Below are 13938 nucleotides of genomic sequence, written 5' to 3' on the forward strand. Positions count from 1 at the left end.
ACAGGCTAAGGCATGAACTGATACAGTAGGCGAGGTGAATTTTGGCGGTCCCATATTCGATTGAGGCCAAGCGGATCAGGATTCGACCAGTACTGCTTCATGCTGAATAATAGCTTGCTGATGGAGAGTTGGTCTGCATAGCGTATGACCAAGGCTTCTTTTTCTCCAGACAAAGAGAGGGCGTAGCGTGTCGCTTCCTCCAAATCGCCGAATTCATCGATGAGTCCCAGGCGTTTTGCTTGCTCACCGGAATAGACACGGCCGTCAGCGATTTCCAGCACGCGTTGGCGGGAGAGGTTGCGGCCTTTGACGATGACGTCGACGAAATTGTTGTAGCTTTCGTTGACGAGTGTTTGGAAAATGTGCCGTTCTGGGTCCGTCAGTGGCCGGGCTGGACTGCCGATGTCCTTGAATCGTCCGCTTTTGATTGCGTATTGATGTACACCTAGCTTGTTCGCAGCTTCACTATAGTTAAACAGATTGAAAATGACGCCGAGGCTGCCAGTTAGTGTGTTGGGATTGGCAAAAATCGCATCTCCTGATGTGGCCAAGTAATAGCCGCCTGAGGCCGCTGTGGAACCCATGCTGACGACAATAGGAAGATTGCGAACCTGCTTGAGCCGTAGCAAGCGTCTGTGCAGTTCATCGGTAGCGACGACCTCTCCCCCTGGACTATCAATGCGAAGGACCACGGCTTTCACCATCTCATCCTCTTCAATTCGGCGTAGCTGTTCAGTCAATAGCTCTGTCATAGAAGGCAGCCCAGCGCTATTTTGTTGCCCTGAAATAACGCCGTTTACAAACAGCTGCACAATTTTGCTGTTGCCATAGCCCGATACTACATTTTCTTCCCAAGCGAACCCAGGATGGTCGACGAGATCAGTATAAGTCCCGTAAATCCCCTCCACCAAAAGCCCTAATAGAAAAACGGCCAGTACGATTACGAGCGCGACCCATTTTTTTCGATGCATGAAAACCACCTCACACTTATCATGAGCTGTCGAGGGCAGAGTTACGCATGGAACGAGCACTGGAAAAAATGGGATTGAGGTAGACTAATAGTAAATTCATGCAATCTTTCGACTATTGCGGTAAAATGAAAGCACAAGAACTACAAGCTTGTTTTATCGCAATAGGGGGACAGACAAATGATTATACAGGTGTCGGATTTGACGAAGAACTATGGCGATCTGAAAGTGTTGAAAGGCATTACGACTCAGGTGGCAGAAAAGGAAGTAGTCTGTGTCATTGGTCCGTCTGGCTCGGGCAAGAGCACGTTTTTACGTTGCTTGAATCAGCTGGAGGAAATGAGTAGCGGAAGGATTGTCATCAACGGACATAATTTGTCAGACCCCAAGACCGATATTAATAAAGTCAGAGAAGAGGTCGGGATGGTCTTTCAGCGCTTTAATCTCTTCCCGCATAAAACGGTGCTGGAAAACGTCATGCTGGCCCCTGTAAAAGTGAAGAAAATGTCCCAGGAAGAAGCCCGCAAGCAAGGCTTGGTTCTCTTACAGAAGGTAGGGCTCCAGGATAAGGCCGATGTGTATCCCGAGCGGCTGTCTGGGGGGCAGATGCAACGAGTCGCAATCGCAAGGGCGCTCGCCATGAATCCAAAGGTTATGCTGTTTGATGAGCCGACATCCGCCCTAGATCCGGAGCTGGTAGGAGAGGTGCTTGCCGTCATCAAAAATTTAGCCAAAGAGGGCATGACAATGGTAGTCGTCACACATGAAATGAATTTTGCCAAGGAAGTGGGCGACCGAATCATTTTTATGGATCAGGGTATCATCATGGCAGAAGGTCATCCCAGTGAGGTTTTTGGCAAGAACAGCAACGATCGCTTGCGCTCGTTCTTGGGCAAGGTATTGGCGTAAAAAAGAAGGGCACCAGTCGCTTCGTTTCGTTTCATGAAAAACGAGGCACTGGTGCCGTATTATTTTGCTGCATCCAACAATTGACTGACCGTGACAAATCGATAGCCCTGCGAACGCAAATCTGTGATGAGCTCCCGGAGTGCGGCGACTGTTTGCCGCTGGTTCAGACCCCCATCATGAAACAGGATGATATCCCCGGAGGAGACATTGCTTTTGACGCTTTTGGCAATGACGTTAGCCGTGCGTGCCAAAGACCAATCACGAGGATCAATCGACCAGTGAATGATGTCGTAGCCACTGGATTGAACTGCATTCATGACGTCATGTGTCATGATGCCGTAGGGGGGACGGTAGTATTGCGCCAAAATGCCGGTCGTCTTTAAAATGGAGCGCTCTGCATGCTTGATGTCTTCGTACACTTCATGTTCGGTCAGCTTGTTCAGGTCAAAATGGTGGTAGCCGTGGTTGCCGATTTCATGCCCGGCCTTGTAAATCCACTGCAGGACCTTTGGATGCTTGTCCACTTGTGAGCCAAGGACAAAAAACGTAGCGCGAACATTGTACTGGTGTAGCACCTCAAGAATTTTGGGCGTGTAGATAGCATCTGGCCCATCATCAAAAGTGAGGGCGACGACCTTTTTCTCTGTGTCGATTCTGTGGATCGGCTCATACGAAGGCAGTGTTTGCTGGGCAAAAGCGGGTAGGGTGCCGTAGCCAAGAAGGCAGGCGAAAAGCAAGGCGTACCGTATGCATTTGCGCATGAACAATCGCCTCCTTCTTTTGGGATGTGATTAGGTTCACCTCCTGCCAGGGAAAACATGCTACCAAAAGAAAACAGCGGTCAGAGTAGGGGGCGGTTATGTTAAAATGGAAGAACCGTACATAGGAGAGGAGAGAGTTTGGTGGAACTCCGCGGTATTTTGCAAGGACTAACACATGAGTATCATGGAGGGGACAAGCCGGTAGACTACTATTTGAATATCGGTGAAGATCGCCTTCCGCTTAATGAATGGCTGGGCAGTGAATTGACGATTTCGTTTTTAGGCGAAAAAAATTGTATTGCCTGTGGCCGCAAAACAAACAAGACGTTTAACAGCGGGTATTGCTATCCCTGTTTTACCAAGCTGCCGGAAAATGACTTGTGCATCGTCAAGCCGCACGAATGTCATTTTGACTTGGGGACTTGCCGGGACGAGAGCTTCGGTGAGAGATATTGCATGATTCCTCATTTTGTCTATCTGGCAGTGTCGAGTGATATAAAGGTAGGATTGACTCGCAAGCATAATGAATTGAGACGCTGGGTGGATCAAGGTGCGATTCGCGCAATCCCGATTGCGGAGGTTCCTACTCGTCGGATGGCTGGGGAGCTTGAATTCCACTTGAGTCAGTTTTTGCCGGACAAGACCAACTGGCGCAAAATGCTCAAGGGAGATGTGAAGGAAATTGACTTGCTCGCCATGCGTGACGAAGTATACGGTCATTTTCCTGAACAGTTTAAAGCGTTCCAATATCGCGAGGACGAATGGGTAGATATTGCCTATCCGATCTTGGAGTCACTAGATAAAATTAATTCCAAGACACTCGATAAAGAAGAACAGCTCGGCGGGCGATTGATCGGTGTAAAAGCACAGTATTTGATTTTTGACACTGGTGTATTCCAGACGAGAAAGCATGCTGGCTACCAAGTCGAGATCAAAGCAAAACCGTCTGCATAATGACGTGCAAACTCCTCACACTAGGAAATGTGAAGGAGGATGGGCAGATGGATGAGCACATTGAGTACACCATGCCTTTAACTGGGACACTGGCTGAGGCTGTGGAAGACCAGAATGCCAAGCAACTAGGGGTGCCCTTCTCGCCGCTTTCGCAAATGTGGCAGGTTAATCCTGACCAGACGAATGAGAAAGATTACGCAAAGAGCGAGCGCACCGAATAACAGATTCCACATGAGAAGAAAACGTATGACGACAGCCAGAAGAGAGGGACGGCTGTCGTTTTTGTTTGCTACACGTCTATCAATTCTTTTACAATAAATAAATGACAGAAACGAAAAAGCGAGGAATTGAATATGACAATGAAAGCCTACCTGTACAACAAATGTGATACATGCCGCAAAGCGAAAAAATGGCTTACGGATCAAAATATTGGCTTCGAAGAAATTCCGATTGTGGATGCACCGCCTTCCAAAGAAGAGCTGCGTCAAATTTGGCAGACAAGCGGTCTCGATTTGCGCAAGTTTTTCAATGTGAGTGGAGTCCATTACCGCGAGCTCGGCTTAAAGGACAAGCTTCCTACGATGTCAGAGGATGAAATGCTAGAGCTGTTGGCTTCCAATGGCAAGCTGATCAAACGGCCTCTTATCGCAAGCGATCGTATTGTAACCCTTGGTTTCAAAGAAGAAGAGCTGGAGAAGGCTTGGGGAGGGAAGGCATGATGCGCCAACCTTCCAACAGACTGAACCATCTTTCCGCCGATATTTTTTCAGAGATGGAGGCTCGCAAAAGGGAAGTTGCCAAAACCAGAACGGTATACGACTTGAGCATCGGCAGTCCTGATCAGCAGCCTGACGAGAAGCTACTGCAAACGTTAATCCATGCCATCCAGCAACCAGCTGCTTTTCGCTATCCATTGAGCGATGGAACGGCGGCCTTCCGAGAAGAGGTCGCCCACTGGTATCAATATCGTTTTGGGGTGGAACTAGCGCCAGATGGGGAGGTTCATTCCCTGATGGGGTCTCAGGATGGTTTGGCTCACTTTGCTTTGGCATGGACCGATCCTGGAGATATCGTCCTCGTACCTGATCCTGGGTATCCAATCTACGAAGGCAGTGTTCATTTGGCGGGAGCGGTACCTTACCGGATGCCTCTGCGGGCAGAAAATGAATTTTTGCCAAAGCTGACAGACATTCCAGAGGAGATAGCGGCTCGTGCAACGTTTATGATTCTGAACTATCCGAATAATCCGATTTCCGCGGTCGCTACCCTTGCTTTTTTTGAAGAAGTCGTGGCTTTTGCCAAGCGTTTTGACATTATCGTGGTTCATGATTTGGCCTATTCGGAGATGGTGTTTGACGGCTACCAAGCGCCAAGCTTTTTGCAAGTGCCAGGAGCGAAGGAAGTGGGAATTGAATTTAATTCGTTTTCCAAGAGCTTCAATATGGCAGGTTGCCGGATCGCTTACGTTGTAGGAAATGCAGACATTATTAATCCGCTTGCGATTGTAAAATCCAATATCGATTACGGCGTCTTTTTGCCTGTACAGCAAATGGCCATTGAGGCTTTGCGAAAGGATCGGGAATCGGGTGGGAAAAACACGGTCGCACCCGTTTACCAAGAACGGCGTGATGTGTTGCTGGGTGCATTGGCAAAGGCAGGATGGAGCATTCCATCTCCTAAGGCGACCATGTTCGTCTGGGCAGCTGTACCGAATGGCTGGACGTCACGAGAGTTTGCCTTCGCTTTACTGGAGAAAGCCGGAGTCGTGGTCGTTCCGGGAAGTGCCTTCGGCGAAGAAGGAGAAGGGTATGTACGAATTGCTCTTGTCCAACCTCCCGAGATCCTGTTAGAGGCTGTGGCTGCCATCGATCAATCCGGGATTCTTCGCATGAAAACGAGTGTGTAGCGGTTGAAGTCAAAAAAGAGGGGATGAGCTTTCATGCGTTTGCACGAAGAAATGCCTGACTTTCCTGGGATTACGGAGTGGATCAACGGGCAAGTAACCAAAGCTGATTTGGTAGGAAGTCCTGTCTTGGTGCATATCTGGTCCGTCAGTTGTTACATGTGCAAGGAATCGATGCCAAGCATAAACGAATGGCGAGATCAATACGCTGCTAACGGTTTGAAGGTCATTGGAATTCATATGCCTCATTCGGAAAAAGATACAGACATCGAGCTGATCAAGAAGGCGATTGCAGAACAACATTTGACACACCCTATTGCAATCGATAATGATAGAGAGACAGCCGATGCATTCCAGAATGAATACGTCCCCGCTTTTTATTTGTTTGACGAGGCTCTTCAGTTACGTCATTTTCAGGCAGGAGAGAAGGGTCTCCAACTGGTAAAAAAACGCTTGTTCAGAATTTTGGGGATCGAAGAGGAATCCTAGAATGTTCGTCTAATTATGTATGTGTAATGGATTGTACCCGATAGGAGGATATGTAAACGATGGAATTCCCGAAAAATCTACGTTACAGTGAAGAGCATGAGTGGGTGCGAGTAGAAGGAAACAAGGCGTACATCGGAATCACTTCTTTTGCTCAATCAGAGCTGGGTGACATCGTGTTTGTCGAACTGCCTGAGGTAGGCACGACAATCCAACAGGATGAGCCGTTTGGCAGCGTGGAATCGGTAAAAACCGTTTCTGAACTGTACGCTCCTGTAACTGGTAAAGTAGTAGAAGTAAATGGCGAACTGGAAGATGCACCTGAACTGGTTAATTCCTCGCCATACGAGCAAGCATGGATGATCGTCGTCGAATTGTCTGATACAGCTGGGCTGGACAAGCTGATGGATGCAGACAAATACGAAGCGATGGTAAAAGAATAGGAAACAAAAAAGCCGGGGCTTTTATGCTCCGGCTGTTCTTTATTTATGGACTACTCCAACTTGAATGTTCGTACTGCATCATTAAGCTCTTCTGCCATTTTCGCCAGCATCGTAGCGGCTGAAGAGATTTCCTCCATGGAAGCGGTTTGTTCTTCCGCTGCTGCTGCAACCGTCTGAGAGTTGCCGGCTGATTGTTCTGCGATTTGTGTAATATGCGTTATTGCGGATACAATCGTTTGCATTTGCTGACTGATCTTGCTCATTTCTGTTGTCACTTCATTCATGCGGACGAGCAGCCCCGACGTGGAGCCAGTAATTTGCTCAAAAGCATTTCCTGTTGAGCGAACGAGGGTCATGCCTTCTCCCAAAATAGAAGCGCCATGACTCATTGCCGCGATCGCTGAGCCTGTGTCCTGCTGAATCACGGTGACGATGTGACTGACTTGCTCGGCGGCAGAGCTGGACTGTTCGGCCAGTTTGCGCACCTCGTCGGCTACAACGGCAAACCCTCGTCCTTGTTCTCCGGCGCGAGCTGCTTCGATAGCGGCGTTCAGAGCGAGCAGGTTGGTTTGATTGGCGATTGTCGTGATGAGTGAGATCATTTCTCCAATCTCTTGGGAGCGTTTGCCTAGTGTATTGACAATGGTAGAGGTCTTGGCCATTTGGCTATGGATCACATCCATGTGCTCGACCGTTTTAGCTGCCATCTGATTGCCATTTGTGGCTTGGCGGTTCGCTTCTTGTGTAGAGAGATTTACATCCTCAATTCCTTTTTCCATCACTTCAATGTGCACGGCAATCTCGTTGATGACTTCATAGCCTTGAACAGTCGCATCCACTTGCTGCTCTGTACCGTTGGCAATTTCTTGAACGGATTGAGCGATCTGCTCTGTTGCTTTGCTCGTCTGTTCCGCACTTGCCATCAATTGCTCAGACGTAGCAGCAACCTGTTGAGCGTTGAAGCTGACTTGACCCAGCGTTTCGCGCAAGGTTGCTGTCATGGAGTTGAAGCGATTTGCCATAACCCCCATCTCATCGGCTGTCTGAATATCCATGGAAGCGGTAAAATCGCCATTGGAGAGTGCTTGTGACAGATGGTTGGCGCGCTCGATTTGTTTGGTCAGGTATTTGCTGAAGTAATAAATGACAGCAATCATGATCAACAGCCCGATCAGGCTCACCGTACAAAGCTCAAAGAACAAGTCATAGAGAGGATCAGCAAATTCTTTTTCGGGCATCACGAGAGCGATTGTCCATTTTGTATCTCCGAGCTCTTGAAAATAAACACGATTGATGCCGTTTTCATCGTCAAACGTCTTCATTCCTGTCTTCTCTTCTAAAAGAGAAGGACCTATTGCTGCCAAGGAAGCATTCTCGTCAGATAGAACGGATTGATTCATTAGCTTGTCTGATTGAGGATGAGCGAGGTATCTCCCTTTTTGATCCACCAAAAAGGCCCAGCCTGTTTCGCCAACTTTTGTACTGGAGACGAGCTTTTCCACGTCAGTGAGTGTAATATCGTCAGTGGCCACACCCAGAAGCTTTTTATCCGGCGTGTAAAAAGGAGCGACTACCGTCACCATCGACACCTTGGAAATTTCGTCGAAGTACGGCTCTGAATAATCGGTTTTCTTAGTAGTCGTGCTGCCTACCTTGTACCAGTCTTGATTTGGATAGTTATAGGAGGCGCTGCTGTATTCATCTGTAATGTTAACCTTGCCGTCGTTCTTTGCCCCGTATGTAGCAACGAGTTTTTTGTTCGGGTCAAAAGCGTAAGGTTCCATGAAAATTCCCATTCCGACTGTCGTATCATTAATGAGAACGGTTTTGAACAGCAGGGAATTTAACTGCTCCAGCGAATTTGTAATAGGAGCCATTTCAATAAAGCGAGCCATACTCAGGGTTACCTTGCTGTGGGCTTCCAGTTGCTTTTCCACATTGCTGCCGACCATATCTAGTTGATAATTCATTTTGTCCTCAATTTCCTGGTTCAGTTGGTCGACAGAGAACCAGAAACCGATACCCACAACGAGCAAAAGTGTCAAGATAATGACAGGAAGGGTAATAGTCAGTGTCCGAGCACGAAGACTTTTGAAACGAAACATGAAACCGCTCTCCTTTTAAATTTTTGCTAAAACGATTATTATTCCTTATTATCGGATAGATTGAGACTATCTTATATGATGGATTTAGGCAAATGAGGGAAAATATTCGCACTAGTCAGAAAATGTTGCAGAAATCAAAGCAAATCGAGTAAAATAGATAAACCAAATCTTTATGCGATTTCCTTCATTGGTATCATTTGCGGGTGGAGTGTTAATGGGTATATAAGCTACAATGCGGATACAGACAGAAGTTTCGACCAAAAACGGACATGGACGTTTGATTTGGCGAATAGGGAGGGAGACTATATGAGTTTTTGTTGTGGTGCTGGAATGGTAGGTTCCGTAGGCTCAGTCCGTCATTATAAAACGCTTGTACACAATGTCCCCATCATGTTTTGTCCTGTATGTGACAGAATTGAGGTTCATCCTGGTATTGAGGGAGAATACGAAATTTTAGTAGAATATGCTCAGGGAGATCAGGCTCCAGAAGTGGATTTTGCTGACTTTGTGAGTGTTGACAATACATCCGAGTTGTTTGAGAATTGTACCATGACGGATGAAGCGGCCAGCTTCGCCGAAGTATTAAAGCAGCAGATCGATATTTCACTTGATCTGCTCGGAGTCGCCAAGGAGTTACAGGATGACGATTGGCGGGAAGCATTGATGATTCGTTTAAGACGGTTAAGTGAGCGATTGAAGCAGTACAATAAAAGAAAAGCTAATGTCGCACAAGAGCGCATGACCTGAGTTGACGTGGGAGGCAGTGTGAATGTTTCATTTGAAAGCCGTTCACCACATCGCATTGAATTGTAGTGATGTTGTGAAGGTAGCTCGTTTTTTTAAGGACATTTTGGAAGTCCCTATCCCGGAAGAGAATATGACGGAAGGAGCACCTGTCTACTTTCAAATTGGCACATACACACGGATCGGTCTTCATCCTCATGGCGGGGAAGCTGGGAAAGGCGGCGTAGGGCAGGTCGATCATCTCGCCTTCTCTGTGCAAAGCCGAGCTGAGCTGGACTATCTGGTTGATAAGCTAGAGGCAGAGAATATTTGCTATCGTGGCCCAATTACACAGCCTACTAGCTATAATTTGTATTTTGAGACACCCGATGGTCACCACCTAGAGGTGCGACTCGATAAAGACGAGTTTGATGAGTAGTGTTTCAGGAAGCATCTGCGTAAAGCGGATGCTTTTTTATTTTTTGCCATCTTACATTGTCGTGCGGCATAAAGGGTGTAGATGATCTTCTTTACGTTTTAAAAGGTACCGATGAACAAGCAAAGCTGGTGAGAAGAAAAAGCACAGGGCTCGCAGACCTTGACAAAGCCTTCCCAGTCGGAACTTCAAAAAGGGAACCACGCTTGTCGAACACTTCTTCCTTGAGAAACGTCCGCCCGTAGGGTGGCTTTGGCTCGACGGTCCCCTTTTTGAAGTGTAGACGGACAGTCCACTCTCCCTTGCGGGCGTGTCAGAGTCGAAGAGAACTGTGCTTTTTCTTCTCCTCCACTATGTTGACTCAAAAGCCTTCTTTAAAGGTCTTTCTTACAATGTCGAGAAAAAGATGGCCCCCCTGACAACAGCCGACAGTGACTCTCATTCCTCGCCAAAGGATTCGACCTGACAGGCCACGAACCCAATTGGGAAGAGAGGGGTGGCGTGTAGATGATCGGAATGGGCAGACTGCTTTTTGAACTGGGCGAGAGACTGCAAGGAAAAGCACACTTGCGGTTCATAACAGCAGGATGGGAGCGCAGGATCGGAATCGTGGTCGATGATTTACCATCACAGTGGCAATTGACGATAGCAAAAGGTATTACATCCTGGGATGTGTGGACAGAAGAGCAGCCTGCCGATTTGATCATCAGGGGAGCGGAGAAACAAATGCGTATGCTGTTTGGCGGCGATGAGCTTGTCTATGCACTCGCCAAAGAAAAGGTGCAAATAGCAGGGCCATTGCGCGACCAATTGAAGCTCGATGCCATTTTGCGACTAACTTGTCGGTGAACTGTCTATTGGGCAGTATGATATAATAGGAAGAAACGGTTTTGAAGGAGGCGCTTTGATGTCTACTGTTATGTCGTTGCAACAAGCGGTTGCTGCACGTAAAGATGCTATTGCCGAAACATTCCGTCATCTGCATGAAAATCCGGAGATAAGCTGGAAGGAAGTAGAAACGACTCGTTATTTGGCGGAGCGTATGCGTGCCTTGGGACTGCGTGTTACGACTTTTGACGATTGTACAGGATTAGTAGCTGAATGGGGCGAAGGGAAGCCAGTTGTTGGCTTGCGCACAGATATCGATGCTCTTTGGCAAGAAGTGGACGGTGAATGGCGCGCGAATCATTCCTGCGGTCATGACGCTCATATGACACTAATCGTGGAAACGGTAGAAACATTGGTTGCCGCCGGATATCAACCGCCCGGAACGTTAAAAATTTTGTTCCAACCAGCAGAAGAAAAAGGAACGGGAGCATTGAAGCTGGTGGAGAAGGGTGTCGTCGATGACATCGATTATTTGTACGGGGTTCACTTAAGACCGATTCAGGAGATGGCAAATGGAACGGCGGGACCCGCTATTTACAACGGAGCAGCCATGTTTCTCTACGGGGAAATCACAGGAGTCGCTGCGCACGGAGCGAGACCGCATCTCGGAATCAATGTGATTGAAGTAGCAGGAGCGATTATTTCAGGACTTGGACATATCCATATCAATCCGATGGTGCCTGCCACAGTTAAAATGACCATGCTGCAAGCCGGGGGAGAGAGCTACAACATTATTCCGGACAAGGCGCGTTTTGCTCTTGATCTGCGAGCGCAGACGAATCAGGCGATGGATGACCTGGTGAATCGAGTTCGTCAAATGATCGACGGAGTTGCGGAGTCTTTTCAGGCACGTATAGAGGTAGAGGCCGGGTCGCGCATGGTAGCGGCAGAGGTCGATGATCAAGCGAAGGCATTTATGGAGCAGGCGATCGTAGATGTGCTCGGTCAAGAGAATTTGCGAGCGGCGCCTGTCAGTCCGGGAGCGGAGGATTTCCACTACTATACGGTAGAGCGCCCTCATATCAAGGCGACGATGCTGGCCCTTGGATGTGATTTGGTACCAGGACTCCATCATCCGCTGATGCACTTTGACCGCTCTGCATTGGAAAAGGGTGTGGCGATATTGTGTCAGACAGTCGTAAAAACGTTTGAAAATACGTAAATCTTTATGCCTTGTGAGAGCAACACTAAGGGAGTAAACTCTTGGTGTTGCTCTTTTTATGGGGAAAATGTCTCTGTGTACTTTCCGTATAGTCGATAGACTGATTGGTTTGTGGACAAAATACTGCTGTTGGGGAATAATACGCATGAGGAGGGTTATTCACACATTCTCCATGAGAGATTATAAAATTATGTAGCTTATTTAGCTAAATGTGATATACTAATTACAAATCGAGCGACAATTAGAAAGTCACAATAAATGATACACATTTTGGGAAGGAGATCGTTCACACATGGAAACCAATACGGTTCAAAAGCTTTCTGACATTCTTGGAGCTACGAAAGTGTATCATAACTTGCCTGTAGCTAATCTTGTTGAGATGACAGTGAAGCGTGGCGAAGGGATTTTGACCGATAAGGGGGCGCTCAATGCGCTAACAGGGAAGTTTACCGGCCGTTCGCCAAAGGACAAATTTGTGGTGGACGAAGCTTCCGTACACGATAAAATCAACTGGGGTCCGGTTAACCAACCAATCAGTACTGAAAAATTCCAAGCACTTCAACAAGACGTGCTCCAATACTTACAATCAAAAGATGAACTGTTTGTCTTCGATGGTTTTGCGGGTGCAGATACAACCTATCGCCTGCCAATCCGCGTAGTGAACGAATTCGCATGGCACAACCTGTTTGCACGTCAGTTGTTCATCCGTCCGTCCGAAGAAGAACTGGCTGCGCACGAATCAGAATTCACGGTTATCTATGCGCCTAATTTCAAGGCAAATCCTGCGGTACACGGAACAAACTCCGAGACCTTCATCGTGATGAGCTTTGAGCAAAAGACAGTGTTGATCGGTGGCACTGAGTATGCTGGCGAAATGAAAAAGTCGATCTTCAGCGTCATGAACATGCTGCTTCCAGAGCGCAACGTACTCTCGATGCACTGCTCTGCGAACGTAGGTAAAGACGGAGACGTTGCCCTGTTCTTTGGTTTGTCCGGTACAGGAAAAACAACGCTGTCTGCTGATCCAGACCGTTTCTTGATCGGTGACGATGAGCACGGCTGGTCTGACAATGGCGTGTTCAATATCGAAGGCGGATGCTATGCAAAATGCGTCAAGCTGTCTGAAGAAGGCGAACCGCAAATCTGGAAAGCAATCCAGTTCGGTACCGTACTTGAAAATGTAGACGTAAACGAAGCAACTCGTGTAGCAGACTACGATAGCACCAAATATACAGAGAATACACGCGCTGCGTACCCAGTAGAAGCAATTCCGGGTGCTGTGATTCCAGGCGTGGGCGGGCAACCAAATGTTATCGTCTTTTTGACAGCCGATTCGTTCGGTGTATTGCCTCCAATCTCCAAGCTGAGCAAAGAGCAAGCCATGTATCACTTCCTGTCTGGCTACACCAGCAAAATGGCAGGTACAGAGCGTGGCGTAACCGCTCCGCAAACAGAGTTTTCTACTTGCTTCGGTTCTCCATTCTTGCCACTGCATCCTGTAGTATATGCAGAAATGCTCGGTAAGAAGATTGACGAGCGCAAGGTTCAAGTATACCTGGTGAACACTGGTTGGACTGGTGGCCCGGTAGGTGTTGGCCAACGTATGAAGCTGTCCTACACGCGTGCGATGGTAACAGCAGCATTGAACGGTGAGCTAGAAAAAGTAGACTATGTAGCTGACGAGATTTTCGGGGTACAAGTACCGACTTCTTGCCCGAACGTTCCTGCTGAAGTTCTGCAACCACGTAATACATGGGCAAACAAAGAAGATTACGACAAGCAATCGGCTGATCTGGCTGCACGCTTCATTGAGAATTTCGAGAAGAAATTCCCGAATGCAACAGATATTGCGAATGCGGGTCCTAAAGTAAAGTAACCGAACAGGAGAGAAACGGGTAGACGATAAGGTCTATCCGTTTTTTCTTCGTGAAAACGTAAAAAAACCGTTAGCGTGTGACCGACGGTTTTGAGCTTATCCGTTCCTTGTTGCATCGAGTACTTTCGAAGTAAGGAATGGGACAACTTTTCCATTTGACTGTCGAAATAGAGTCAGGTAAGCTTCCGAAGGGACCTTTTCCATAGAGTGATAGCGATACATAGCGAGGAACTACTGATTACTCATTCCTGTCAGCTTGACATAACCTTTGGAAACGACTTCTTTCTTCGTCGTGCAATCGTTAATCCAGTGGTACTTTTTTAC

Annotated in this window: 15 protein-coding genes; 12 read left to right on the forward strand and 3 right to left on the reverse strand. The window is 47.6% G+C overall.

Annotated features, from left to right (window positions below; genetic code table 11):
• Positions 1-5: 5 nt before the first annotated feature.
• Positions 6-971, reverse strand: coding sequence for a signal peptide peptidase SppA (gene sppA, locus ACQ5DJ_RS04950; protein ID WP_429841450.1), 966 nt, complete (start codon positions 969-971; stop codon positions 6-8).
• A gap of 177 nt (positions 972-1148) precedes the next feature.
• On the opposite strand from sppA, the gene ACQ5DJ_RS04955 reads away from it, so the two are divergent.
• Positions 1149-1877: an amino acid ABC transporter ATP-binding protein gene (locus ACQ5DJ_RS04955; protein ID WP_429841451.1), complete on the forward strand. Its 729-nt coding sequence runs from the start codon at positions 1149-1151 to the stop codon at positions 1875-1877.
• A gap of 59 nt (positions 1878-1936) precedes the next feature.
• Here ACQ5DJ_RS04955 and ACQ5DJ_RS04960 read toward each other — a convergent pair whose 3' ends face one another.
• Positions 1937-2638 carry a polysaccharide deacetylase family protein gene (locus ACQ5DJ_RS04960; RefSeq protein WP_429841452.1) on the reverse strand — a complete coding sequence of 234 codons (702 nt, stop codon included), beginning with the start codon at positions 2636-2638 and terminating at the stop codon, positions 1937-1939.
• A gap of 141 nt (positions 2639-2779) precedes the next feature.
• On the opposite strand from ACQ5DJ_RS04960, the gene ACQ5DJ_RS04965 reads away from it, so the two are divergent.
• From ACQ5DJ_RS04965 to gcvH, 6 genes are all read left to right on the forward strand, one after another.
• Positions 2780-3592 carry a DUF2797 domain-containing protein gene (locus tag ACQ5DJ_RS04965; RefSeq protein WP_429841453.1) on the forward strand — a complete coding sequence of 271 codons (813 nt, stop codon included), beginning with the start codon at positions 2780-2782 and terminating at the stop codon, positions 3590-3592.
• A gap of 47 nt (positions 3593-3639) precedes the next feature.
• Positions 3640-3813 (forward strand): hypothetical protein, encoded by a 174-nt coding sequence (locus ACQ5DJ_RS04970; protein WP_429841454.1) that lies wholly within the window; start codon positions 3640-3642, stop codon positions 3811-3813.
• 132 nt (positions 3814-3945) lie between these two features.
• Positions 3946-4311: an arsenate reductase family protein gene (locus tag ACQ5DJ_RS04975; protein WP_429841455.1), complete on the forward strand. Its 366-nt coding sequence runs from the start codon at positions 3946-3948 to the stop codon at positions 4309-4311.
• Positions 4308-5498, forward strand: coding sequence for an aminotransferase class I/II-fold pyridoxal phosphate-dependent enzyme (locus ACQ5DJ_RS04980; protein ID WP_429841456.1), 1191 nt, complete (start codon positions 4308-4310; stop codon positions 5496-5498). Before ACQ5DJ_RS04975 ends, ACQ5DJ_RS04980 begins: the two co-directional genes overlap by 4 nt.
• 33 nt (positions 5499-5531) lie before the next feature.
• The gene (locus tag ACQ5DJ_RS04985; protein ID WP_429841457.1) at positions 5532-5984 is read left to right on the forward strand and encodes a redoxin domain-containing protein; all 453 of its coding nucleotides are present in this window, start codon (positions 5532-5534) and stop codon (positions 5982-5984) included.
• A gap of 59 nt (positions 5985-6043) precedes the next feature.
• Entirely contained in the window at positions 6044-6424 is a 381-nt protein-coding gene (gcvH, locus tag ACQ5DJ_RS04990; protein WP_429841458.1) for a glycine cleavage system protein GcvH, read from the forward strand.
• 50 nt (positions 6425-6474) lie between these two features.
• On the opposite strand, the gene ACQ5DJ_RS04995 is transcribed toward gcvH, so the two are convergent.
• Positions 6475-8529: a methyl-accepting chemotaxis protein gene (locus ACQ5DJ_RS04995; RefSeq protein WP_429841459.1), complete on the reverse strand. Its 2055-nt coding sequence runs from the start codon at positions 8527-8529 to the stop codon at positions 6475-6477.
• Positions 8530-8835: 306 nt separating this feature from the next.
• Between ACQ5DJ_RS04995 and ACQ5DJ_RS05000 the strand changes: the two genes are divergently transcribed.
• From ACQ5DJ_RS05000 to pckA, 5 genes are all read left to right on the forward strand, one after another.
• The gene (locus ACQ5DJ_RS05000) at positions 8836-9276 is read left to right on the forward strand and encodes a hypothetical protein (RefSeq protein ID WP_017251440.1); all 441 of its coding nucleotides are present in this window, start codon (positions 8836-8838) and stop codon (positions 9274-9276) included.
• A gap of 22 nt (positions 9277-9298) precedes the next feature.
• Positions 9299-9691 (forward strand): VOC family protein, encoded by a 393-nt coding sequence (locus ACQ5DJ_RS05005; RefSeq protein ID WP_007726371.1) that lies wholly within the window; start codon positions 9299-9301, stop codon positions 9689-9691.
• 504 nt (positions 9692-10195) lie between these two features.
• Complete coding sequence (locus tag ACQ5DJ_RS05010) at positions 10196-10537, forward strand: SCP2 sterol-binding domain-containing protein (RefSeq protein ID WP_429841460.1); 342 nt, start codon at positions 10196-10198, stop codon at positions 10535-10537.
• 58 nt (positions 10538-10595) lie between these two features.
• Positions 10596-11738, forward strand: coding sequence for a M20 peptidase aminoacylase family protein (locus ACQ5DJ_RS05015; protein WP_429841461.1), 1143 nt, complete (start codon positions 10596-10598; stop codon positions 11736-11738).
• Between the two features lie 292 nt (positions 11739-12030).
• Positions 12031-13614, forward strand: a complete 1584-nt coding sequence (pckA, locus tag ACQ5DJ_RS05020) for a phosphoenolpyruvate carboxykinase (ATP) (RefSeq protein ID WP_429841462.1) — start codon at positions 12031-12033, stop codon at positions 13612-13614.
• The last annotated feature ends 324 nt before the right edge of the window (positions 13615-13938 follow it).

The organism is Brevibacillus sp. FIR094 (genome assembly GCF_050477165.1).
Classification (GTDB): domain Bacteria; phylum Bacillota; class Bacilli; order Brevibacillales; family Brevibacillaceae; genus Brevibacillus.